Origin of the sequence: Ponticaulis koreensis DSM 19734 (assembly GCF_000420665.1) — a bacterium.
In the GTDB taxonomy this organism is placed as follows: domain Bacteria; phylum Pseudomonadota; class Alphaproteobacteria; order Caulobacterales; family Hyphomonadaceae; genus Ponticaulis; species Ponticaulis koreensis.
In genome coordinates, this window is record NZ_ATVJ01000003.1 from 88665 (window position 1) to 110525 (window position 21861).

A 21861-nucleotide genomic window follows, 5' to 3' on the forward strand; every position below is an offset into this window, starting at 1 on the left:
TTAAGACGCCGCGTATTTGATCGAAGTTAAAGCAACTGAAGACTGTGATCAGTCCTCTGGCAACCATGACAGATTGAGATCCTGATAACGGTCGACATAGTCGATCATCTGCGAAAGACCCTCTTCGTCGGCAATTTCGATGAACTGGCGGCTCCTTCGAATGAAGCCTCCATCCTCAAGGCGCTTGAGCATACGGCTTACGTGAACGCTTGTCAGACCGGTTGCATCACCAATCTGCTGCTGTCTCAGCGGGCACATAAAACCGTTCTGAGCGGTATCGTTCATTAATCTGAGGCGGCTCAGCGTCTGCAACAGGAACAGCGCCACACGCATCTCGCCATCATTGCGACGCGAGATCATCACCCGATCCGAGATTATTGCATGCTCTATCGCACCTAGCGCCGTTATAAGCGCAGCGAGGCGAGGGCTTTCACTAAATACTTCATTCAAATCGCTTGTGCGGATTTTACAGGCAATCAGGTCGGACTCGGCCACGCAGGTGTTCTTGACGGAAGAGAATGCGATATTCTCGAAACCGACAACGTCACCTGGATGGTGAATTTGCGCGATGCTTGATCCGCCGTCTTTGAGAAGTTTACCAGAGCTCACCCACCCTGATTTCAGGATGATGAGCTCATTAGCGGGCTGCCCTTCAGTCAGAAGAACATGGCCACGTGGGAGGCCAACAGCATTGGTCTCCAGACGCGCAAGCAGCTCAACATGGCGGTTGCTAAGATGCGTAAGCTTCATAAGCTTTGCAGCAAGACAAGATGCTGTCTGCGCGTGCTCACGGCCTTCGAATGTATAAACAGGCATATCCATAAGGAAGAAACGCGTATCGCCAGCTCGAAGTTTCCGCCATAACCTAGGTTAAAGTGTGACAGATTTCTGCATATCAATTGCAGTTGAGCATTAGGTCTCTGTTTTAATGAAGGAAAATGCTGCCTTATTTGGCAGTTTACCCGCGTTACGCCCTTGGGAGGTAGCCTGCGGCGCCGCGATATGTGGGGTAAATAGCAGCAGCTCCCCTGAAAAGGGAAGTTTTTCCAGGCAAATCCAAATTTCTATTTTTGATAGTACCGTAGACGGATCACCAAGATAGGGGTGTACGTGTTTAGCGGTCTTCCGGATCGACGCCATCATTGAGGCGAGCGCGCAGTTCTTTACCGGCTTTGAAGAATGGAACGAACTTCTCTTCGACCTGCACAGTTTCGCCTGTGCGCGGGTTGCGGCCAACGCGCGCATCACGCTTACGCACTGAAAATGCGCCGAAACCTCTGAGTTCTACGCGAGACCCGTTTTCCAGGGCGGAGGTGATCTCTTCCAGAATAACATCGACGACCTTCTCCAGGTCCTGTGGACGGAGATGCGGATTTTCATCAGTCAGTTTCTGAACGAGTTCTGAGCGTAGCATTCCCCCACCATATACGTTTTCGCGGCGAAACCAAAGGCTTCGCCGCGAATTTGTGATTGAATTTTTAGTATGAGGGCAAAGTTTCTACTCTTTGCCTTCTTCCTCATCACCTTTGAGGGCCGCACCAAGGATATCACCGAGGGATGCGCCAGAGTCAGCAGAACCGTACTGAGCGACTGCTTCTTTCTCTTCTTCGATCTCCAGAGCTTTGATGGAGAGCGTTACGCGGCGAGAGTTGCGGTCGAAGTTTGTGACTTTCGCGTCGATTGTGTCGCCAACAGCGAAACGCTCCGGGCGCTGCTCTGAACGGTCACGGGAAAGGTCAGAGCGACGAATGAAGGCTTTGAGGCCTTCTGGAAGCTCAACTTCGATACCACCGGAAGCAACTTCAGTGACGGTAACTGTGAGGGTTGAGCCTTTGCGCACGTCGCCGCCAGCCATTGGGTCGTCGCCGAGTTGTTTGATGCCGAGAGAGATACGTTCTTTCTCAACGTCAACTTCGAGGACCTTAACTTTGACGGTGTCGCCTTTGTTGTAGTCTTCGATGGCTTCTTCGCCCTGACGGTTCCAGTCGATGTCGTTGATGTGAACCATGCCGTCGAGGTCTGGGCCGATGCCAACGAACATACCGAATTCGGTGATGCCGCGAACTTCGCCTTCGAGTTCAGAACCGACCGGGTGGTCAACGAGGAACGCATCCCATGGGTTGTCCATGCACTGCTTGAGACCGAGGGAGATGCGACGCTTGTCTGCATCAACGTCGAGGACCATGACGTCAACTTCCTGAGAAGTAGAGACGATTTTGCCCGGGTGGACGTTTTTCTTAGTCCAGGACATTTCAGATACGTGGATGAGGCCTTCAACGCCGTCTTCCAGCTCAACGAACGCACCGTAGTCAGTGATGTTCGTGATGCGGCCTGTGTAGCGCGCGCCCAGTGGGTATTTCGCTTCAACACCATCCCATGGGTCAGACATGAGTTGCTTCATGCCGAGAGAGATACGTTGCGTGTCCGGGTTGATCTTGATGATCTGAACTTTGACAGTCTCGCCAACGTTCACAACCTGGCTTGGGTGAGAAATACGTTTCCAGGACATGTCTGTGACGTGGAGGAGGCCATCAATGCCGCCGAGGTCAACGAACGCACCGTAATCGGTGATGTTCTTGACGACGCCTTCGCGAACGTCACCTTCAGCCAGTTCACCGACGATCTCTGCACGTTGCTCTGCGCGGCTCTCTTCGAGAACTGCACGACGGGACACAACGATGTTGCCACGTGGGCGGTCCATTTTGAGGATCGCGAACGGTTGAGCAACACCCATAAGCGGGCCGACGTCTTTGATTGGACGGATATCAACCTGAGAACCCGGGAGGAACGCATTGACGCCACCGAGGTCAACTGTGAAGCCACCTTTGACGCGGCCAACGATTGCACCTTCTGCAGGCTCTTCTTTTTCGTGAAGTTTCTCGAGGCGGGTCCACGCTTCTTCGCGGCGGGCTTTGTCGCGCGAAAGAACAGCTTCGCCGAGCGCGTTCTCGATGCGCTCAAGGTAAACTTCTACAATGTCACCAGCGCCAGGTGTTGCGTCCTGACCGAACTCGCGAAGTGGAACGCGTCCTTCAGTTTTCAGGCCGACGTCAACGATGACAGCGTCGTTTTCGACAGAGATGACAGTAGCCGGTACAACGCGGCCTTCTTGCATATTGCTTCCAGCAAAGCTGGATTCAAACATGGACGCAAAATCGTCCGTAGATGGGTTCATAGTTTCAGCAGACATTGAGACTCCAAAATTTCTGCGAGCCCCATGGATTGCGCCATAGGACAAATGACACTGCGAGTGTCGGTTAAAGTTGATGTGAATTCAGTCGACCAAGGTGCGGGCCGGTGGATTTTAGCTGCCCGGGGGCTTTGCTAACGACCTGCGATGCGTGCCCTGACCTGATCGACAATGAGCCGGGCGTGTTCTCGTGCCGCGTCTATAGACAAATGAGTCGTATCTAGCAAGTGGGCATCTTCTGCCGGTTTCATTGGTGCTATAGCGCGGTTCTTGTCGCGCTCGTCACGTTCTTTGAGCTGGGTGACCATTTCATCCTGTGTGATCGGGTCGCCTTTGGCGTTCAGTTCCGCCACGCGTCGTGCCGCGCGGACCTCTACGTCTGCGTCTACCCAGAATTTGATGTCGGCGTCAGGGCAGACAACCGTGCCGATATCGCGACCATCCAGAATGGCGCCTCCGGCCTGAGCGGCGAAATCGCGCTGCAGCTGGAAAAGGGCTTTGCGCACGTCCGGATGCACTGCAACGCGCGAGGCGGCCTGACCAACTTCTGCAGTGCGCAGTTCGTCCGGCTTCATGGCATTGATATCGAGCGTGGCTGCAAGTTCTGCTGCGCCAGCTTCATCATCAGGAGAGACGCCAGCATCAAGGCAGGCTTTAGCCGTAGCGCGGTAGAGAAGACCCGTATCAAGGTGAGGAAGGCCTAAGTCTGCTGCGAGGCCTTTGGAGAGTGTACCTTTGCCGGAGGCGAGCGTGCCATCAACGGCAATGACTAAACGGTTCTGAGCCATGAATTCTGAATAGGCCTCTCTTAGGGCAGTGGTGTTGTCGGGATCGAACGCTACCAGATAGATTTCAGTGTCATGCTCTTTAACGTGGTTTGCGCAGGTCTCAACCGCGATCTGGGCGGCTTCCAGGGCCGGAAAGCCATATGCGCCCGTTGAGATGGCAGGAAAGGCGATCGATTTCACGCCGTGGCGGAGCGCTTCCTGCAGGCAGTTGCGATAACAGGCTTCAAGATCATCCTCTTCACCCTGTTGGCCATCATGAAAAATCGGGCCAACAGTATGAAAGATGAGCCGGGGCGCGAGCCCGAAGCCTTCAGTCACGCGCACCTCTCCGGTCGGGCAGGGCGCAAGTGGCCGGCAGGCGTCTTTTAGCTGCGGACCAGCAGCCGCATGGATTGCGCCATCAACACCGCCGCCGCCCATCAGGGACTTATTCGCCGCGTTGACGATTGCGTCGACTTCAAGGTCCAGAATATTGCCATGATAGATGTGCAGCATACCGGCAGAATACGCCTTAAAATGGGTGTTTGAAAGTTAATCAGATAAAACCATATATACTATATGGTCTTTGTGCCGTGTTTCTGAGACGGTGAGGGCGATATGCGATACTGGTTTTATATAGAAGTGCTGCGCCGCGTTCTGCTGGTCGCGGGCGTTCTGGCGGGTGGTGCGGCCTTATTCCAAGGCCAGCACTTTGTTATCGGCGCGATCTCGATTGCCTCTGGTATTCTCGCTTACATTTTCCTGCCGAAAGAGAAGCTGCCTTCGACATCAGAGCATATGTCCTACGGCGAGGGCGTGATTGGCGTCGATGTCGGGGCGAGCGTTCTGGCCCTGCCGCTTCTGGCGCTTGTCTATTCGTTGATCGGGAATGACGGCATGCCGCGCTGGTGGATGGTATTCATCTTCACGTCACCGATGATTGTCGCCGGGCTCGTACTTTACTGGATGGCGACGCGAAATGCCTGCCTCTGGTTGTCGCTGGATAGCGGCCACGTAAAGCTGGCTGACATCAAGACCGTACACGAATTTCATCTGTCGCAAGTCGTCGAAGCGAGGCCCCATGTCTTTAAAATGCCGAACTGGGGCTGGGCGCTGCTGGCTGCGTTTGGCGGGCCGCGAGGCGTGGGCATGGCGATTCTGCACGGCGGACGAAAGGCAGAGTGTTTGAACCTCACGCTGAAAGACGGAACAGAAATCACACTGCCGAAGGATGGTTTTCCGGCTGTCTCCGCTCTTGAAGAGCAGCTACAGCCGGTGAGCATTTAGAACGTCGATCTGAAGCGCGCAGGTTTCAGAACATACAACGGGCCATAGAGTGATTTATTTTTCCGACGCCCGTCAGGCTGATGTTTTAGCTCGTGTAAAGCGGTCCGTCGTCCGATCCGTGCTGATCCGCATTGAATGCCGTCACCATAGGAAAGTCATGCTCGGGATTTGCAAAGTGTCGAACGTATTGCAACGTCGTGTATATTCCGATGATCCCGATGCATTCCAAAAGGGCTTTGTTTGACAGTCCGTTCTGTCTGGCGCGAGTGACGGTGATGTCGCTCACGAGACCACGATTGCGGACAACCTCATTTGTGAAATCCAGCAGCGCCTGCGCTTTGGGATCATCTGCTGTTCCGGCCATGGCATCCAGTAGCGCCTTCTCACTCAGTCCTGCCCCTTTGCCGACTTGCATGTGAACGTTGACGCAATAGTCACAGCGGTTGAGCGCAGATACCAGCATCGCAACTTGCTCCACCTGGGCTGAGCTTAGCTCGGTGCCATCCCCCACATGTTTGTTCAAAGCCAGAATTCCTTTCAGAACATTGGGTGCATGTCCGGTGACCCGGAACAGATTTATTACAGCGCCAAATTGTTGTTGCGCCTCGCCGAACGCTTCTTTTGCATCTTCTGATGCTGTGTCGGGTGCGATTGCAGAAAGTTTGACCATGGTGGGCTCCTATATTGTGTCACCACAGTATACCGACCGGTCGGTCCAATTCAATGCACAAGTTTGTGACCATCCTGAAGCGGGTAAATTGTTATGAAGACGTTGCGCGCTGTATTCCGGACAGCGCTGGCAGAGCGGACGGTGCCAGTAATGAGACCAATTCCGGGTTGTTCTGCGATTTTGCCATTATGAGGCCACCCTGGATCATGGTGATGACTGCTTCTGCTCCCGAAGCCGGGTCAATATCCGGAATTTGGCCGCCAATAATCAATTCGCGTATGACAGGTGCGATTGCGTGCTGCCAGGATGCCATCGCATCACATACGGCGCGTCTGACTGAGTCATCCACCGAACCGAGTTCCAGAGTCATATTTCCAACAAGGCAGCCTTGGGCAAAACCGTGAGAAGCCTTCCAACTGCGGTTTGCCTGTGCAGGTACGTCGAAAAGAGCAGCGAGCTTTTTATCTGGAACCACGTTTGACTGCGCGATCGCATCAAATTCTGATCTGAAGACGTTGGCATACTGTTCAACGGCGTGAATCAGGAGGTCGGTCTTTGACTCAAAAAAGTGATAGAAAGTTCCTTTGCTGACGCCTGCGGATTTGCAGATCTCCGCCGTGCCAACCACGCCAAACCCTTTGCCGAGAAACAAATCGGTGGCGGTGCTCAGCAATTTAGTTCGGGTATCTGTCATAGACTGATTATCAGCCTAACCGACCGGTTAGTCCATGGATTGACGGGAAGTTGATTGCAAAATTCAGGAGCATTCTGCACGCGTGATCGCTTGCCCCAGCGTGATCTTGCGCGCGTCAGCTTTCCCTTCAATCATGTCTGAAAATTATGACGGGAGAGAGACATGTCAGACAAACCGGAATCAGTCGGTCAGGAAGTTCTTTACGAGGTCGCAGACCATATCGCTGTGGTCACGCTGAACCGGCCGGATAAGCGTAACGCTGTGAACGGCGCAGTCGCATCGGCGATGGACTGGATCGTGAAAGAGGTAGAGCGCGATGAAGATGTGCGCGTGGCCATTCTCACCTCATCGCTGGAATCAACCTTCTGCGCAGGCGCTGACCTTTCGGAGATTTCCAAAGGCAATGCACGCGCACTCTCTACAAAGGATGGCGGCTTTGCGGGGTTTGTGAAATCGAGCCGCTCCAAACCATGGATCGCGGCTGTGCGCGGCAATGCGCTCGCTGGTGGCTGCGAACTGCCGCTTACCTGCGACATGATTGTCGCGGCGGATAACTCACGCTTCGGTCTGCCGGAAGTGAAGCGAGGCATCTTTGCGGGTGCCGGCGGTGTCTTCCGTCTGCCACGTGCTCTGCCGCGCAATATCGCGCTCGAGATCGTTGCGACAGGTGACCCTCTGCCAGCTGAGCGCATGTATCAACTGGGGCTCGTAAACCGCATGGTGCCGTCTGAGGACGTGCTGGCCGAAGCAAAAGGCCTTGCTGCCCAGATCGGGGCGAATGCGCCGCTGGCCGTTCGTAAAAGCCTGGAAGTGGCCCGTCAGGCCTATGATGGCACTGAGGAAGAACTCTGGAAGGCTTCGAACGAAGCCTCTGCAGTCGTCTTCTCCAGCGAAGATGCCAAAGAGGGGCCGCGCGCCTTCCTCGAAAAACGCGTCCCTGTCTGGAAAGGGCGGTAATCCAGACATTACTGGTTTTACGCTGCTGAGCGCGAATTCGGCTCAACAGCGTAAATCTCAGCCGATGGTCTGGTTATGAAAGACACGCCGCCCAGACTGAGCTCGGGTGCTCTGATACGCGTTTTACCCAGTTTCTTATGGCGGGATGTTCTGGCGTGACGTGCGGTGCCCATTGAAACGGCGAAGCCATTATAAAATCGACTGCCGTAATATTATCGCCCATTAGAAATGGGCCATCTGCAAGCGCCGCCTCGAGCGTTTGTTGGATTTCTGTCAGGCCTCGGAAAGTCGCAGTGAAGGTCGGTTCCTCCTGAATGCCGATGAAGTTGCCGACAATAACCGGCTCTACGACGCCGCCATAATACGCCATCCAGGATAGATAAGTTCCGCGTCCCGGTTCACCGACCTGACGGCCGAGCGGACTGTTAAAATGATCTGTCAGATAGATCATGATCGCAGACGTTTCTCGGATCAGCTCGCCGTTGTGTTTCAGCACTGGCACTTTCTTTTCCGGATGTGGGTTTTCGGTGTCAGTACTGCCGTTGCCGTCGCTGCGGGGGATCGTAACGGTCTTGATCTGGATGTCATCCAAAACGCCCATAGCGTGAAGCAGCGCAACAACTCGAGTGGACCGGCTCTGGGGTGAGTGAAATAAGGTCAGCATAGTGTCGTTTCCTGTCGTATTTGCCGACAGCTTACTGACATGCCCCTGCTGACAGCATTGTGGCAGTAGCGTTCGTGGATGTCCGCCCCGGACCCGGCCATATATTGGCAGCGCGTGCTGCGGTAGACAATGAAATTACCCGATCAGCAGCGTGAAGCCGCACTGGTGTTTCTGGCAGGTTTCGAGAAACGTGATCACGTCCCGAAAATAAGGCCAGAGATAGTCCTCGAAGTCGGCATCGCTCCAATCCAGTGCGGGGTAAACTTCGCGGTCGCAAAAAGCCTGCGGATCATATCGGCTTTTCAGCATGTCATGATCAAATGCGTTCAGCGCGTTGAGAATCTCCGCAGCTTCTGAAGCGCGAAACCCTCGAACGGCAAAATCTTTGCTGTCGTCATTGAGAATAATGCCCCCATCGACCAAAAAGCCGATCGGATATTCGCCCGCCCAGACTTCGCCGGTGAGTAGCAAATTGATCCCCGACCACGCTTTATCAATATCCAGCTCGACACCTTCGCCGCGTGATGGATCAAGCACGATCAGCGTTTCCTGTACTTCTGTGGGGCGCCCGCCGAAGAGGCGTTCCAGCCAGCCAACATGCTTGGCCCTCGCCGTGACGACATGCTTGCTCTTACAGTCGATCCACCACGCGCGGGTCCGCTGCCGCAACATCTCATCGAGATGTTCATCAGCGACGGACATGCCGTGGCAGTACATTCCCATGGAGTTATCCCTCGCGGATATCCGCGCCGAGTTGGGCCATATGCTCGAAGAACTCCGGATAGCTCGTTGCGATCATAGCCACATCATCAACGGCGACTGGGTTTTGCGCCGCAATCCCCATGACGAGCGCGGACATGGCGATGCGGTGGTCATGACGGGTCTCAACGGTGCCGCCGCCTGGCACTTTGCCGTCACAGCCCTGAACAATGAAGCCATCTTCCAGTTCTTCGACTTCCACGCCGTTCACGCGGAGCAGGTCGACGGTCGCGCGGATGCGGTCGCTTTCCTTCACGCGCAGCTCTTCTGCGCCGGTGATCCGTGTTTCGCCTTTAGCAAATGCCGCCAGCACACCGAAGATCGGGAATTCGTCGATCATAGCCGGCACCAGCTCTTCTGGCGGGTTAGTCGCAACCAGACGGTCTTTGCCGCGAATGCGCACATCAACCACTTCTTCGCCGCTGACGAGGCGCTGGTTGGTGATGTCGAGATCGGCCATGCCCTTAATGACTTCGAGGAAGCCCGAGCGCGTCGGGTTGGTCATATGGCCTTCAATGGTCACGTCCGCATCCGGAGAGATGAGACCGGCGGCGAGCAGGAAGGCTGCAGAGGACGGGTCGGAAGGCACGATAAAGTCGCCGGCGCGCAGCTTCTGGCCGCCTACGATGGATACGCGTTGGCCTTCGCCTTCGTCTGCAGACTGAAGCTCTGCGCCAAAGCCTTCCAGCATACGTTCTGTGTGATCACGGGTTTTGCGCGGTTCACGAACGATTGTCGTGCCCTTGGCATTAAGACCAGCCAGCAGAACAGCGGACTTAACCTGCGCTGAGGCGACAGGCGGTGTGTAGTCGATCGCTCTCAGTTCGGATGATCCAGTGATGGCCAGCGGAAGCTGACCTTCATGCGGCCCGATCTGTGTGACCTGCATGCCCATGTCGCGCAGCGGGTTCAGAACGCGGTTCATCGGGCGGGAGGACAGGCTTGCATCACCGCACAGGCTCACGCGAATCGGGTAGCCGGCCATGGCACCCATCATCAGGCGTGATCCTGTTCCGGAGTTTCCGAAGTCGATAGCATTTTCAGGTTGCTGAAAGCGGCCAAGCCCCTGAACCGTCCATGCGCCTTTGCCGGTTTTGATGACACTTGCGCCAAGTTGACGGCAGGCTTCACCTGTTCGCAGAACGTCATCACCTTCCAGAAGACCCGTTATATATGAGGTGCCTTCTGCCATTGCAGCGAACATAATTGCCCTGTGTGAGCAGCTTTTATCTCCGGGAGGTACAATTTGTCCCGAAATGCGTTTTACAGGGGTGGAAATCCAGACCATAAACTTGTCGACCTGTTATTGGTTACAAAACTGCTTTGACAGGGCGAGTTGATCATGGCAAGCGCTCGCCCCAAACGAAAACAAATAGATCGCCTAAGGGGGCCGCTGTGCCAAGAAAAGATTTGGGAACCAAACGTACTTGCCCGGAAACGGGAAAGAACTTTTACGACCTCAACAAGGATCCGATCGTCTCTCCGTACACGGGTAAGGAGTACCCGCTGTCATTCTTCGAAGAAGTAGACATCACACCGGCTAAAGCGCCACGCGGTGCAGCTAAGCCGAAAGATCCGGAAGATGATGATGAGGACGAAGACGAAGATGACATCGAGGATGTCAACAAGTCCAAGTCTGACGATGATGACGACGAAGAAGAAGACGATACGCCTGAAATCGACGAAGTAGATCAGGATGCGCCTATTCCAACTGGCGATGATGATGACGACGACGACACGCCAGGTGCTGTGCCGGAAGGCTTCTCAGAAGACTCAATCGACGATGATGATGATGACGTTGTTCTCGACGATGACGAAGAAGACTTCGACCTTGATGCAGACGTAGACATCGATGATGTCGATGATGATGTTGACGACGAAGACGACGACAAAATCTAAGACTTACGGCCGGGGCTTCGCAGAATTTTTTGGTCTTGAAAACGACCGGATTTCAGCGTAAGCCTCGCCCCTCTGAAAACTGGGGCTATAGCTCAGTTGGGAGAGCGCTTGAATGGCATTCAAGAGGTCAGCGGTTCGATTCCGCTTAGCTCCACCAGTTTTCTGATTTTCCGAAAATTGATCCTTTGATGGTCTGAATGTTCGCGGTTTCGTGCCGCAAATAAATGACCAAAATAGGCAAGAATTCACGCGATTTCTGTTTAAAGAAACGCTTGTGATCATTTCGTGACGACTGCGTCATACTCTTTCTTTGTTAATACATTTGTGCTAATTATCACCAAATCGGGTGAGCTCCTGTATGGAGATGCACTTGATGTGTAGAGTAGTGTTGAGTGCGGGGCGGTCCTTCTGGGCCGCCCTTGTGCTATTCAGGGCCTTGTTTTTCTTGAAAAACCCGCCTGCTCGCCTCATGCGAGAATAATTCCCTTAAATTGAATATACTTAAAGAATCTATTATTAAGGGAATTGATTCGTCCAAGTTGTGTTAACTATAAATCCTGCAAACTAACCAAAATTTTATGTTGCCTTGCGTGGGTCGTTTTTCGGTGCTGGCGCGAGGCGCAGGACTTCTGTCTGATAGCGTTCGTCATCTCCTGCTGCCAGATGATTTGCCGCGCGGGCGCACGCATCCAGAAGCGCTTTCATCCACTCCTGATCGGCTTTAGGGAAGTCGGCGAGCACATAGTTCATAACGCGTGATTTGTCGCCCGGATGCCCGACGCCCATACGTGCTCGGCGTACATCCTGCCCCATATGGCTGATGATGGAGCGCATACCGTTATTGCCGGAATGGCCGCCGCCTTGCTTCATGCGAAAACGACCGGGTGCCAGATCGATTTCGTCGTGGAAGACGACAATGTTCTCTGCATCCACCTTGTAGAAGCGGGCTGCTTCGGAAACGGCACGGCCGGTCTCGTTATAGAAGGTCTGCGGCTTCATGAGCAGCGTTTTCACCGGACGGCCATCGACCAGAATATTGCCTTCTGCGATTTGAGACTGAAATTTGGATTTCCACGGGCCAAAATCATGCGTGCTGGCGATCTCATCGATGGCCATGAAGCCGATATTGTGACGGTTGCCTGCGTATTTGTCGCCGGGGTTACCCTGTCCAACCAGAATAAGCATGGGTGAAAATTTCCTGTCGCCTGAGCGTTTGAAGAATCCGAACATAAGATGAGCTTATGGCGTGAAAGCAGATGAGAAAAAAGGGCCAGACGTGAGCCTGACCCTTTTTGAATTCTGATTGTGCCAGAAACCTATTCTTCGGTTACTTCGCCTTCTGCTTCTTCTTCACCATCGTCAGACTCAACGGCACCGCCACGGCTTGCAATTGTGGCGATTGTGAAGTCGCGGTCTGCGATGGTCGGAGACGCACCCTCTGGGAGGTTGATGTCAGAGATTTTGACGTTGTCGCCGATTTCGAGAGCAGACACGTCTGCTTCGATGAATTCAGGGATTTTGCCCGCTGGAACGTTGAGTTCGACTTCGTGACGAACAATGTTAAGCGTGCCACCTTTTTTGAGGCCCGGAGATTTCTCTTCACCAACAAAGTGAACAGACACTTCAACAGAGATGACCTGCTTCGCGTCAACGCGGTAAAGGTCCATGTGCTCAGGAGTGTCTGTAACCGGGTGGAACTGGATGTCCTGGCAGATCACAGATTGCGTTTTGCCTTCATGATTGAGTTCAATCATGTGGCCGAGCAGTTTGCCGTTGTTGAGGCCTTTGATGACTTCGTTGTTCTTGAGGTTGATCGCAACCGGGTCCTGGCCACCACCGTACAGTACGCCCGGGATCATGCCGTTGCGACGAGCTTCACGAGCGCCGCCTTTACCTGTGCGCTCACGCACTTCAACTGTGAGAACGAGATCTGCCATAATTTCAATATCCTTTGTCCTGGAATCCGCCCGGCCCATCCGAGTGATAACCTGACCGACACGCGCTTCTTACGGCGCGGAAGCGGCGGCTATACGGGATAATGGCGGGGTTGGCAAGGCGAGCCTCACCATCATTCCTTGGCGGCCCATCTGGTACTCAGGGTCTTCAGCGCTACTGCAAAGGACGAGTTCAGTCGTCTTCGTATCATAAGGCGTAGAAGCCATCTGACGAAGGATATCGGATGACGCGTGAAAAAGCTGACCGTCATCCGGGTTTGCTCCTGAGATATTGCGTCAAGTTCATACAGAAGGTTGGTATGCAGGGGTTTGAAGTCACCTGTCATTTCGAAGTGCGAAGGCCGAACACTCGAAACCACTGTAATCAACATATCTACCTCTTTCCCGGAGGGCAGCTTCAGCCTCTCCTTGTAAACCTGTCCTTCCTGCGCTTTTGGCAAATCCTTCAGAGCTTCAATTCCCTCGGCGCCTGGAAACCAGTTCGCGTAGTTTTCGTGGTCTGAAATGTAATCGAAAACATCATGGATCGGCGCATCCAGGATCACCTTCTGATGTACAATGCGGAGTCTGTTGGTCATGCAAGCTTCCAGTCAAAGTTTACAAATGAAGTTCATAATGTAAACTTTACAACAAATGTCCAACTTGTAAAGTGGGCGGATGATGGCCCTTTCCGACACGGAAGAACTGATTCTCGATAGCGCTTTGGCGTTATTCCTGAGGTATGGTCTGGCCAAGACCTCCATGTCAGATATTGCGAGGGAAGCTTCACTGTCGCGAACGGCGCTTTACAATCACTTCGCGACCAAGGAATCCATTTTCAAATCCATCAGCCAGCGCATCAATCGAAATGTGCGTGCAGGCGTTTTGACGGCGGTCGATACAGATGGCGACTGGCAGGATCGGCTCAAGAATGTGATGGAGGCACGACTTGTCTGGGTATTTGAGTTACTCAGTTCGCCACCCCACGGCCGCGAATTGATCGACGAGAAAAACCGTCTATGCGGGGGCGAGGTTCTGGCGACGAATGATGCTTTCTTTGGCTATGTCCAGAAGCTCTGTCTCGAGCGCACGGCGAATGACTCCGAAGCAGAGCAAATGGCCCGTATCCTTATTAGGAGTGTCAACGGTATCATGGACGCCGCCTTGACAGAGGCGGAAGCACGTATCGAGATCCGCCAGTTCATAGACTATATGGACCGCGCAACCCGATATTCGAGTTGACGGTTACATGCCCGGTACAGGCGGATATCCTGTCATGGCGACGTGACCGCCCATGAAGATCCAGGCGGTGATTGCAGCGCCACCAAGAATGGCCAGACCATCCCACAGCGCGCTTGGCGCTTTCGGCTCGGTCGCCGGACGCTTCTTTATGGAAATGCGTACCATGACTGCCCACGCGAGAAATGCGCCAAAGAAGATGAAGCTGGTCAGGTCCCAATTCACCAAGAGGTGGCCCAGCGCCCAGATTTTCACGCCGACCAGCTGCGGGTGTTTGAAAGTCTTCGCAATAAAGCCGCGCGGCAGGCTGCCTGCGACGGCAAGGACGAGCGCAATCGGGATCAGGATTGAGTTGATATGCTTCATGCCCTGTGGAGGCTCACCGAAATATATCGTCGAGGCCTGCGCGTCAGGATATCTGAGGATCATGAGTACAAAGAAGATGAGCGAGAGTAGGGCGTAAAGGCCTTTCCATGGCATTGCGCCCAGTTTGGCAATCATGCCTGCGCGAAATCCTGGCGCAAAAGCGTGTATCAAATGAACGCCCAGAAAGCCGATCAGGCCAATCAGAAACAATGTCATGTCTTTCCCCGCAAGTTTTGCGGGCAGAGAAGCACAGATCGAACGGGTCGCCTAGCTCGCTCGCGCGGCTGTGACGCTCTCCCACACATTGACGGGTTCGTTTTCATCGCCGTCAAAGGCAACCGTCCGCACGATTGCCATGCCGAGCGATCTGGCCACGGCTTCAGACGCGCGATGACCTTCATTGATAATGCACTGGCAGGGAAAGTCCGGGTCCTGGGAGAGAGCCCAGTTCAATGCGGCTCTCATCGCAGCTTTGGTATAGCCCTTGCCCCAAAAGTCTGGATGGATGCCCCAGCCAGCCTCGGGAATATTCTTCAGCGGTGGATCGATTTCCGAGCGTCTGGACAACGTAAAACCGCACTCGCCGATAAACCGGTCAGTCTCTGGGTCGGCGATAGTCCAGTAGCCGAAGCCGAACATGGCCCAGCTGCCGATGTTTTTCTGGATTTGGGCCCAGAGATAGCCGGAAGGGCGAGGCTTGCCGCCAATATGCTCGTAAAATGCGGGTGTCTGCCACATGTCGAACATAGGCTGAAAGTCGTCGAGCGTGTTCGCACGCAAGCGAAACCTGTCTGTCTCGATGACCGGGATAGCGTTGGGGGTGAGCGCGGGAAGCAAATACATGACCAGCCTCCCGCAATCAGATGTCTTAGTCGAACATCTTGGAGATGGACTCATCATTCGCGATACGGCGGATCGCTTCGCCGATAACGTGCGCGACGCTGAGAACGCGGACTGCTTTGGATTTAGCCGCGTTGGAGTCCGGTGCAATTGTATCTGCGATGACAATCTCTTTCAGGACGGATTTCTCGATACGCTCAACAGCAGAACCGGACAGAACGCCGTGCGTGACGTAAGCTGAAACAGATTTCGCGCCTTGCTCCATCAGAGCAGCAGCCGCGTTGCAGAGCGTGCCACCGGAGTCGCACATGTCATCGTACAGAATACATGCGCGGTCCTGAACGTCACCGATGATGTTCATGACTTCCGCCACACCGGCTTTCGGGCGACGTTTGTCGACGATAGCGAGGTCGCAGTCGAGTCGTTTCGCGAGGGCGCGCGCGCGGACCACACCGCCAACGTCAGGCGAAACGATCATCACTTTGTCAGCGCCATAATTTTCGCGAATGTCGCGTTCCATGACCGGTGTTGCGATCAGGTTATCAGTCGGGACATCGAAGAAGCCCTGAATTTGTCCGGCGTGCAGGTCCATGGTCAGGACGCGGTCAGCGCCTGAGGTCGCGACCAGATTCGCAACGAGCTTGGCAGAGATTGGTGTACGGCCATCGGTTTTACGGTCCTGGCGGGCATAGCCGAAATAAGGAACCACCGCTGTGATGCGCTTGGCAGACGCGCGCTTCAGGGCGTCCATGGCGATCAACAGCTCCATCAGATGGTCGTTTGCCGGGTATGAGGTAGACTGGATCACGAAGACGTCTTCGCCGCGAACGTTTTCGTTAATGCGAACGAAAATCTCATTGTCTGCGAAACGTCGGAACTCTGTGTCTGTCAGAGGAATATCGAGATACTTCGCGATGTCCGCCGCAAGGTTCGGATTCGCATTACCGGTGATAAGTTTCATGATGACCCGCCATTGCCCAATACCCCTGAAAGGATTCTCTTTTTGCCTTGGGGTTTTACTGGCCTTTTAGGACATTAACGCCGTGGCGCAACCAGTGAATCAGAGATTCTTGTTCAGCATCACCACAGAGGCATTTCGTCCGTAATCGGATAGTCCGTTTTTTACTCTATACCGGTTTGAAAAATAACGCGTTGGCTGACTCAACGTGTCCTCGCCAACACATTCGACAGATTTCACCCCTTCGCGGAGGAGAACGCCTTCGCAGAATTTCCAGATATCGAAATAGGCGCGGTCACCTTCGCCGGGCTGGAATAGCGGTTCACACCAGCTGTGTTTTTCCATGAAGGGGGCGCGAAGATCCGGGCCGACTTCGAAAGAGGGCTGGGACAGGCTGGGTCCGATAGCTGCGATCATGTTGTCGGTATCGGCGCCAAGCCGGACCATGGCCTCAACCGTGTTTTCGATCACGCCGCCAAGCGCGCCCTTCCATCCTGCATGCGCTGCGCCGACTACACCCGCTGTCTCGTCCGCGATCAGTACGGGTGTGCAATCGGCGGTGAGTACACAAAGCGCAAGGCCTTCTACATTGGTCACCATCGCATCGCCTTCCGGGCGATCCTCCCATGAGAAGGGCTCCGCAATCGTCAGCACGTTGGGTGAATGTATCTGATAGAGTGATACCAGATGCGGTTCGGACGGGGCGCCAACTGCATTGGCGACACGGGCACGATTTTCCTCAACATTGGGGCGGCTGTCATCAGAACCGGGGCCCACATTCAGGCTGTGATAGTCGCCTGAGGACACGCCGCCCTCACGCCCGAAAAAGCCATGCGATACCCGTCCGGCCGGTGAAAAATGGCTGGACTGAATGAATGGCGGGTGTGCTGTCATGATCGGGCTTTCTGATGGTTTGGGCAGGAGAGCCAGCGGAAACCATAGCAAATTTCGGGCACTGGTAAATGTGATCTGGCAACTGAAATCCGACTTTGACACTAGGTCATTCTCAGCTAGTTTACGCTGTATAAAATATATCCATCAGGAGGAAGCCATGAAGAAAATTATCACGACACTTATTATCGGCGCAGCTCTGGGCGCAGCGTCTCCTGCGTTTGCCAACAGTCATGAAGAGGGTGAAGCTGCGCACGTGATGACAACATCGAATACAACGATAGATGCGCTGATGGCTGATGAAGCCGCGCTGGCGGTACTGAACGAGCACATTCCCGAGATCGTCAATAATCCGCAGATCAGCATGGCTGCGGGAATGACCCTGCACGACATTCAGATGTATGCGCCGGACCAGCTGACAAATGAAAAGCTGGCGGAGATTGATGCAGGTCTTGCGCACCTCGCGCACTAGGCATCCTGGCTTCGGCCCAAAAGAAAAGCCCGCCAGTCCGGCGGGCTTTTTTTTGTTTTATGAGGTCAGGCGCTTTTCTTTGAAGCGGTCGCCATAGTCGACGGCGATGGAGTAGTCCGGATCTTCGAGAACGGAGATTTCCACCATGTCGCCAGCCTTCTCCAGCAGGCGCTCGCAGTCTGGTGACAGATGGCGAAGGTGAAGGCGCTTGTTCACCGCGCGGTACTTCGCAGCGATCGACTCAATGGCTTCAATACCGGAATGGTCGACAACACGCGAATTTATGAAGTCTACAACCACGTCCTCCGGATCATTCTCAGGGTCGAACAGGTCAACAAAGCCAGTAGACGATCCGAAGAAGAGCGGGCCTTCGATGCGGTAGACTTTCCAGCCTTCCTTGCTGACGCCCGTACCTGCGTAGATGCGGCTGGCTGCGTTCCATGCGTAAGCGAGGGCAGACATGATGACGCCAACGACAACCGCGACGGCGAGGTCTGCGAAGACTGTGACGACTGTCACGACAATGATTACGATAGCGTCCGTCAGCGGGATTTTGCGCATAATGCGGAACGAGCGCCATGCAAATGTGCCGACGACCACCATGAACATAACGCCGACTAGTGCTGCGACCGGAATTTGTTCGATCAGCGGGGAGGCGAACAGGATGAATGACAGAAGGAAAAGCGCCGCCGCAATGCCCGCGATACGGGTACGCGCGCCGGACTTCACATTGATCATGGACTGGCCGATCATCGCGCAACCGCCCATGCCGCCGAAGAAGCCGGTGATGATGTTCGCGGCGCCCTGAGCGACACATTCTTTAGATGCGCCGCCTTTTGTACCGGTCATGTCGGAGACGAGGTTATGTGTCAGCAGGCTCTCGATCAGGCCAATGGCCGACAGGATCAGGGCGTAAGGGAAGATGATTTCCAGCGTTTCAAAATTCAGCGGCACCATGGGAATGTGGACTTGCGGCAGGCCGCCTGCGATAGAGGCAAGGTCACCTACAGAGCGCGTCTCAACGCCGAAGCCAATCACGATAAACGAAACGACCAGAATGGCCGCGAGCGGTGCTGGAATAACTTTCGTGAATTTTGGCAGGCCCCAAATGATCAGCATGGTCAGGGCCACAAGGCCCAGCATGATGATAAGATCTGGTGCTGGCAGCCATTCGCCGCCAAGACCCGGGCCGTGACCGCCCGAAGCGTCGCCTGTGCCGATCTGAAACTGCCCTAGCTGGGCAAGGAAGATCACGATGGCGAGGCCGTTGACAAAGCCCAGCATAACGGGGTGCGGGACCATGCGGATGAACTTACCCCAGCGCAGCGCGCCAAAGATAACCTGCATAATGCCCATGAGAACGACGGTCGCGAACAGATACTCAACGCCATGGTCGGCAACGAGGCTGACCATAACAACCGCCAGAGCGCCGGTCGCACCGGAGATCATGCCAGGACGGCCGCCGAAAACGGCCGTGATCAGGCCAATAAAGAAGGCAGCATAAAGACCGACAAGCGGGTTCACGCCCGCGACAAAGGCAAAAGCCACGGCTTCAGGAACGAGCGCCAGCGCAACCGTCAGGCCAGCCAGAAGTTCGATTTTGATGCGGTCAGGTGTCAGCTTAACCGGAATAAAAGAGGTCTTTTCCTCGGCGCGAGCGGTCAAGGTTCTCTCCAATGGATCAGTCTGTTGTGATTTTAGGACGCGCTATATCTGGCAGCGCGACTTTGATTTCCCCGCGCTCTAATACGGGCAATTTTGCAGTGCAGCAAGTCTGGGCCTAGAAAAAGGCCGCCGGGGCAGGCAGTTGCCCCGATGAAAAGCAGATGACTTTGAACCGGTCACCCATATCTTTCGGGTCGACCAGTCGGGCAGCTGCTTCGAAAATGGCCTGCGCAGTTTCTGGGTTTGCCTGAGTGAGCTGCTGCATGCGGGCTTCAGCGCCAAGGCTCAGAAGGAACGGTCCCTGATGGACTGCCCCGTGCACTGTCAGGCCTGCTTTCTCGCCCTGATGACGCAATTGCGCGAAATCGACATCCACAGTCAGATCGCATTCGCCTGGCATTGCTAAGGGATCGATTTGCTCGCCTTTATAGAAGGCGCGAAGCGTGTCTTCCGGCGGCAGATGATTAGGACCGTAGTCTATGAGAAGGGCGCGCACCGGATGTCCGCGCTCGGCAATGCCGGCAAGCGTCAGGGCCATGGTTTCAAGGCCGGGCTGAAGCTCAAAGCCTTTGAGGCGTTTCAGGTCGGGCGTGAAAAACGGCAGGTCATCCAGAGGTTCCGCGCCCCAGATCAACTCGCCTTCGGCAACACCAACTTTGCGCTCCGCCCAGCTGTTCTTCTCTATGTCACGGATAAACTGACGGACAGGCAGACAGTCGAGCAACTCATTGGCGATCAGGATAAGCGGGCCATCTTCGACATCATCAATCTGGTTGAGGAAATCAGGCTCAAACTCCGAGAGTGCTTCAGCCTGAACCTTTCGCAGGGCAGGGCTTGCCTCAACCAATTTCAGATTCATCGCTTTGAGAAACTCATCGCCTGCCTTCACGCCGGAAATGGCGCGCAGCGCATCGCGCATGAGCGTGGCGCGACCGGGGCCGACTTCCATCAGAGTGAACGGTGAGGGCATGCCCATCACCTGCCACTCATGCAGCGCCCACAGGCCGAGAAGTTCACCAAAAATCTGGCTGATCTCCGGTGCGGTTGTGAAGTCTTCGCCAACACCGGGCCGGGTCGCATAGTATCCGTGCTGCGGATCATGCAGACAGGTCTGCATGTAGAGCGAGACGGGCATTGGCCCGTCTGTTTCAATCATGCGGATAAGGCGGTCTTTCAGCCTCACCTGACTACTCCGCAGCTGCCATATCAGAAGGGTTGCCGGATTTGTTCTTAATCGCGCGCCAGACAAGGTAAGCGCCCAGCAGAACCATCGGCACTGATAGCAGCGTACCCATAGTCAGCCAGTCTGGCAGACCGTCTACGAAGGCGTCCGGCAGGCGGAACTGTTCTGCGATGGAGCGACCTGCAGCATAGCCGAGCAGGAAGATGCCCGTGACGAGGCCAGGGCGTTTCAGTGCGCCGAATGCCCATACGCCAATCGCAATGATGATGAACAGGATAAGGCCTTCCATACCGGCTTCATACAGCTGGCTGGCATGTCGTGGCACTTCTGAGATGATGGAGCCGTCAGACAAGCGAACGCTACAGTTCTCAACTGTGCGCTCGGCAAGCGGCACGAGATCAGGATCGCAAATGTATTGCCACTCTTTCGTTTCCCAGTCGAAGGCTTGTGGCGGCCCGCCAGAGCCATAGCCTTGCGGGAAGATGACGCCCCAGCCGGATTCGGTTGGCCGGCCGTAGAGCTCGGCATTGATGAAATTCGCGCACCGCCCGAGCAGAAGGCCGATTGGCGTGGCAGCTGCTGCAATGTCTGTCATGCGCAGAAGCGGAATCTTGTGCGTGCGGCAGACATGCCAGGTGGCAAGGCCAACGCCGATCAAGCCACCATGGAAGGCCATGCCGCCATCCCAGACGCGCAGGATCATGAGCGGGTCCGCAGCCAGTGCATCAAACTGATATGGCACCTGATAGAACAAAATATAGCCGAAGCGACCGCCGAGAATAACGCCGACCGTGGCCCAGAAGAGAAAGTCGTCAATGACTTCTACGCTGGCGGGTGATGTGCCGCCAAACAGGCGAGGGCGTTTGACCAGCGCCACCGCATAGCGCCAACCCAGCACAAGCCCCAGCACATAGGCCATCGCGTACCAGAGAACATTAATCGGTCCGAGTGTCAGCCCGCCTATCGAAAACTGAGGAATCGATATGACGGCCGGATAAAGTTCCGGAAAATTGAAAGCGGCGGTCATTTGTCCCCTTTTCCTGACCTTGTTGAGAGGTCACATAGCCAACTCGAACAATTCGCGGTAAACCGCGTCTGCTGCCTGAAGGAGTAATCGAATGACACATGGAAATCCACTCCTAGATGACATGGCGAAAGTCATGACCGGAATGATGGATGCCGCGCAGTCTGCAGGCGAAGAAGCCAAAACAGTCATGCGCGCACAGGGCGACAAGTTTGTTGCTGAAATGGATCTGGCACGTCGTGATGAGGTTGAAGCGTTGAAAGCGCTCGCTCAGTCCGCGCTGGCGCGTGTCGAGTCGCTTGAAAAGCGCGTCGCCGAGCTGGAATCCGGCAAAGACTAACTGCGTCTCACGCAACACGGGTCTCAGAAAACTCACAACTTACTGCCTTACCCCTTTGATAG

25 protein-coding genes and 1 tRNA gene are annotated in these 21861 nt (G+C 54.8%); 7 read left to right on the forward strand and 19 right to left on the reverse strand.

From position 1 onward, the window contains the following. Positions 1–48 precede the first annotated feature (48 nt). The 4 genes from G523_RS19580 to cmk form a co-directional block, all read right to left on the reverse strand. Positions 49–822 (reverse strand): Crp/Fnr family transcriptional regulator, encoded by a 774-nt coding sequence (locus G523_RS19580; protein WP_022695941.1) that lies wholly within the window; start codon positions 820–822, stop codon positions 49–51. A 292-nt stretch (positions 823–1114) separates the two neighbouring features. After that, positions 1115–1414, reverse strand: coding sequence for an integration host factor subunit beta (locus tag G523_RS0115290; protein WP_022695942.1), 300 nt, complete (start codon positions 1412–1414; stop codon positions 1115–1117). Between the two features lie 84 nt (positions 1415–1498). Continuing rightward, positions 1499–3190 (reverse strand): 30S ribosomal protein S1, encoded by a 1692-nt coding sequence (rpsA, locus tag G523_RS0115295; RefSeq protein ID WP_022695943.1) that lies wholly within the window; start codon positions 3188–3190, stop codon positions 1499–1501. 134 nt (positions 3191–3324) lie between these two features. Further along, on the reverse strand, positions 3325–4473 hold the full coding sequence (cmk, locus tag G523_RS21235) for a (d)CMP kinase (RefSeq protein ID WP_022695944.1): 1149 nt from the start codon (positions 4471–4473) through the stop codon (positions 3325–3327). Between the two features lie 102 nt (positions 4474–4575). Here cmk and G523_RS0115310 point away from each other — a divergent pair, with 102 nt between their 5' ends. Next, positions 4576–5244, forward strand: a complete 669-nt coding sequence (locus tag G523_RS0115310; RefSeq protein ID WP_022695945.1) for a hypothetical protein — start codon at positions 4576–4578, stop codon at positions 5242–5244. A gap of 85 nt (positions 5245–5329) precedes the next feature. Here the strand turns inward: G523_RS0115310 and G523_RS0115315 are convergent, their stop codons facing one another. Together G523_RS0115315 and G523_RS0115320 are read right to left on the reverse strand one after the other, a co-directional pair. Then, entirely contained in the window at positions 5330–5914 is a 585-nt protein-coding gene (locus G523_RS0115315) for a carboxymuconolactone decarboxylase family protein (protein ID WP_022695946.1), read from the reverse strand. A gap of 91 nt (positions 5915–6005) precedes the next feature. Continuing rightward, positions 6006–6608: a TetR/AcrR family transcriptional regulator gene (locus G523_RS0115320; protein ID WP_081648853.1), complete on the reverse strand. Its 603-nt coding sequence runs from the start codon at positions 6606–6608 to the stop codon at positions 6006–6008. A gap of 162 nt (positions 6609–6770) precedes the next feature. On the opposite strand from G523_RS0115320, the gene G523_RS0115325 reads away from it, so the two are divergent. After that, positions 6771–7565, forward strand: a complete 795-nt coding sequence (locus G523_RS0115325) for a crotonase/enoyl-CoA hydratase family protein (protein WP_022695948.1) — start codon at positions 6771–6773, stop codon at positions 7563–7565. A 73-nt stretch (positions 7566–7638) separates the two neighbouring features. On the opposite strand, the gene G523_RS0115330 is transcribed toward G523_RS0115325, so the two are convergent. The 3 genes from G523_RS0115330 to aroA all read right to left on the reverse strand — a co-directional run bounded on the left by G523_RS0115330 (position 7639) and on the right by aroA (position 10276). Beyond that, entirely contained in the window at positions 7639–8229 is a 591-nt protein-coding gene (locus G523_RS0115330; protein ID WP_022695949.1) for a glutathione S-transferase family protein, read from the reverse strand. A gap of 135 nt (positions 8230–8364) precedes the next feature. Next, positions 8365–8952, reverse strand: coding sequence for a YfbM family protein (locus G523_RS0115335; RefSeq protein ID WP_081648854.1), 588 nt, complete (start codon positions 8950–8952; stop codon positions 8365–8367). 4 nt (positions 8953–8956) lie between these two features. Beyond that, positions 8957–10276, reverse strand: a complete 1320-nt coding sequence (gene aroA / locus G523_RS0115340; RefSeq protein ID WP_022695951.1) for a 3-phosphoshikimate 1-carboxyvinyltransferase — start codon at positions 10274–10276, stop codon at positions 8957–8959. 107 nt (positions 10277–10383) lie between these two features. Here aroA and G523_RS0115345 point away from each other — a divergent pair, with 107 nt between their 5' ends. Together G523_RS0115345 and G523_RS0115350 are read left to right on the forward strand one after the other, a co-directional pair. Continuing rightward, positions 10384–10887: a TIGR02300 family protein gene (locus G523_RS0115345; RefSeq protein ID WP_022695952.1), complete on the forward strand. Its 504-nt coding sequence runs from the start codon at positions 10384–10386 to the stop codon at positions 10885–10887. A gap of 81 nt (positions 10888–10968) precedes the next feature. Next, a tRNA-Ala gene (locus G523_RS0115350) sits at positions 10969–11044 on the forward strand. Between the two features lie 419 nt (positions 11045–11463). Here the strand turns inward: G523_RS0115350 and pth are convergent. The 3 genes from pth to G523_RS0115375 all read right to left on the reverse strand — a co-directional run bounded on the left by pth (position 11464) and on the right by G523_RS0115375 (position 13420). Next, entirely contained in the window at positions 11464–12072 is a 609-nt protein-coding gene (gene pth, locus G523_RS0115365) for an aminoacyl-tRNA hydrolase (RefSeq protein WP_022695954.1), read from the reverse strand. Positions 12073–12203: 131 nt separating this feature from the next. Next, the gene (locus G523_RS0115370; RefSeq protein ID WP_027441807.1) at positions 12204–12824 is read right to left on the reverse strand and encodes a 50S ribosomal protein L25/general stress protein Ctc; all 621 of its coding nucleotides are present in this window, start codon (positions 12822–12824) and stop codon (positions 12204–12206) included. Positions 12825–12955: 131 nt separating this feature from the next. Further along, on the reverse strand, positions 12956–13420 hold the full coding sequence (locus tag G523_RS0115375) for an SRPBCC family protein (protein ID WP_022695956.1): 465 nt from the start codon (positions 13418–13420) through the stop codon (positions 12956–12958). Between the two features lie 82 nt (positions 13421–13502). On the opposite strand from G523_RS0115375, the gene G523_RS0115380 reads away from it, so the two are divergent. Beyond that, positions 13503–14063, forward strand: coding sequence for a TetR/AcrR family transcriptional regulator (locus G523_RS0115380; RefSeq protein ID WP_022695957.1), 561 nt, complete (start codon positions 13503–13505; stop codon positions 14061–14063). Between the two features lie 3 nt (positions 14064–14066). On the opposite strand, the gene G523_RS19590 is transcribed toward G523_RS0115380, so the two are convergent. From G523_RS19590 to pgeF, 4 genes are all read right to left on the reverse strand, one after another. Further along, complete coding sequence (locus G523_RS19590; RefSeq protein ID WP_022695958.1) at positions 14067–14642, reverse strand: NnrU family protein; 576 nt, start codon at positions 14640–14642, stop codon at positions 14067–14069. A gap of 51 nt (positions 14643–14693) precedes the next feature. After that, complete coding sequence (locus G523_RS19595; RefSeq protein ID WP_022695959.1) at positions 14694–15269, reverse strand: GNAT family N-acetyltransferase; 576 nt, start codon at positions 15267–15269, stop codon at positions 14694–14696. A 25-nt stretch (positions 15270–15294) separates the two neighbouring features. Continuing rightward, complete coding sequence (locus G523_RS0115395) at positions 15295–16227, reverse strand: ribose-phosphate pyrophosphokinase (RefSeq protein ID WP_022695960.1); 933 nt, start codon at positions 16225–16227, stop codon at positions 15295–15297. 99 nt (positions 16228–16326) lie between these two features. After that, a complete protein-coding gene (gene pgeF / locus G523_RS0115400) occupies positions 16327–17118 on the reverse strand; it encodes a peptidoglycan editing factor PgeF (RefSeq protein ID WP_022695961.1) in 792 nt (263 codons plus the stop codon). A 157-nt stretch (positions 17119–17275) separates the two neighbouring features. Between pgeF and G523_RS0115405 the strand changes: the two genes are divergently transcribed. Then, positions 17276–17587: a hypothetical protein gene (locus G523_RS0115405; RefSeq protein ID WP_022695962.1), complete on the forward strand. Its 312-nt coding sequence runs from the start codon at positions 17276–17278 to the stop codon at positions 17585–17587. A gap of 57 nt (positions 17588–17644) precedes the next feature. Here G523_RS0115405 and G523_RS0115410 read toward each other — a convergent pair whose 3' ends face one another. The 3 genes from G523_RS0115410 to lgt all read right to left on the reverse strand — a co-directional run bounded on the left by G523_RS0115410 (position 17645) and on the right by lgt (position 21462). Beyond that, positions 17645–19252: a SulP family inorganic anion transporter gene (locus G523_RS0115410; protein WP_022695963.1), complete on the reverse strand. Its 1608-nt coding sequence runs from the start codon at positions 19250–19252 to the stop codon at positions 17645–17647. A gap of 115 nt (positions 19253–19367) precedes the next feature. Further along, entirely contained in the window at positions 19368–20435 is a 1068-nt protein-coding gene (locus tag G523_RS0115415; protein ID WP_022695964.1) for a class I SAM-dependent methyltransferase, read from the reverse strand. Between the two features lie 4 nt (positions 20436–20439). Then, positions 20440–21462 (reverse strand): prolipoprotein diacylglyceryl transferase, encoded by a 1023-nt coding sequence (lgt, locus tag G523_RS19600; protein WP_022695965.1) that lies wholly within the window; start codon positions 21460–21462, stop codon positions 20440–20442. A gap of 91 nt (positions 21463–21553) precedes the next feature. Here lgt and G523_RS19605 point away from each other — a divergent pair, with 91 nt between their 5' ends. Continuing rightward, positions 21554–21799, forward strand: a complete 246-nt coding sequence (locus G523_RS19605; protein ID WP_022695966.1) for an accessory factor UbiK family protein — start codon at positions 21554–21556, stop codon at positions 21797–21799. Positions 21800–21861: the final 62 nt, after the last annotated feature.

Bases quoted from the DNA above. Each gene is read 5' to 3' on its own strand.
- G523_RS0115290 (WP_022695942.1), bottom strand. From the start codon at position 1,414: ATGCTACGCTCAGAACTCGTTCAGAAACTGACTGATGAAAATCCGCAT.
- G523_RS0115330 (WP_022695949.1), bottom strand. From the start codon at position 8,229: ATGCTGACCTTATTTCACTCACCCCAGAGCCGGTCCACTCGAGTTGTT.
- G523_RS0115320 (WP_081648853.1), bottom strand. From the start codon at position 6,608: ATGACAGATACCCGAACTAAATTGCTGAGCACCGCCACCGATTTGTTT.
- aroA (WP_022695951.1), bottom strand. From the start codon at position 10,276: ATGGTCTGGATTTCCACCCCTGTAAAACGCATTTCGGGACAAATTGTA.
- G523_RS19595 (WP_022695959.1), bottom strand. From the start codon at position 15,269: ATGTATTTGCTTCCCGCGCTCACCCCCAACGCTATCCCGGTCATCGAG.
- G523_RS0115325 (WP_022695948.1), top strand. From the start codon at position 6,771: ATGTCAGACAAACCGGAATCAGTCGGTCAGGAAGTTCTTTACGAGGTC.
- pth (WP_022695954.1), bottom strand. From the start codon at position 12,072: ATGCTTATTCTGGTTGGACAGGGTAACCCCGGCGACAAATACGCAGGC.
- rpsA (WP_022695943.1), bottom strand. From the start codon at position 3,190: ATGTCTGCTGAAACTATGAACCCATCTACGGACGATTTTGCGTCCATG.
- G523_RS19590 (WP_022695958.1), bottom strand. From the start codon at position 14,642: ATGACATTGTTTCTGATTGGCCTGATCGGCTTTCTGGGCGTTCATTTG.
- G523_RS0115335 (WP_081648854.1), bottom strand. From the start codon at position 8,952: ATGGGAATGTACTGCCACGGCATGTCCGTCGCTGATGAACATCTCGAT.
- G523_RS19605 (WP_022695966.1), top strand. From the start codon at position 21,554: ATGACACATGGAAATCCACTCCTAGATGACATGGCGAAAGTCATGACC.
- G523_RS0115375 (WP_022695956.1), bottom strand. From the start codon at position 13,420: ATGACCAACAGACTCCGCATTGTACATCAGAAGGTGATCCTGGATGCG.
- lgt (WP_022695965.1), bottom strand. From the start codon at position 21,462: ATGACCGCCGCTTTCAATTTTCCGGAACTTTATCCGGCCGTCATATCG.
- G523_RS0115315 (WP_022695946.1), bottom strand. From the start codon at position 5,914: ATGGTCAAACTTTCTGCAATCGCACCCGACACAGCATCAGAAGATGCA.
- cmk (WP_022695944.1), bottom strand. From the start codon at position 4,473: ATGCTGCACATCTATCATGGCAATATTCTGGACCTTGAAGTCGACGCA.
- pgeF (WP_022695961.1), bottom strand. From the start codon at position 17,118: ATGACAGCACACCCGCCATTCATTCAGTCCAGCCATTTTTCACCGGCC.
- G523_RS0115395 (WP_022695960.1), bottom strand. From the start codon at position 16,227: ATGAAACTTATCACCGGTAATGCGAATCCGAACCTTGCGGCGGACATC.
- G523_RS19580 (WP_022695941.1), bottom strand. From the start codon at position 822: ATGGATATGCCTGTTTATACATTCGAAGGCCGTGAGCACGCGCAGACA.
- G523_RS0115370 (WP_027441807.1), bottom strand. From the start codon at position 12,824: ATGGCAGATCTCGTTCTCACAGTTGAAGTGCGTGAGCGCACAGGTAAA.
- G523_RS0115405 (WP_022695962.1), top strand. From the start codon at position 17,276: ATGAAGAAAATTATCACGACACTTATTATCGGCGCAGCTCTGGGCGCA.
- G523_RS0115310 (WP_022695945.1), top strand. From the start codon at position 4,576: ATGCGATACTGGTTTTATATAGAAGTGCTGCGCCGCGTTCTGCTGGTC.
- G523_RS0115380 (WP_022695957.1), top strand. From the start codon at position 13,503: ATGGCCCTTTCCGACACGGAAGAACTGATTCTCGATAGCGCTTTGGCG.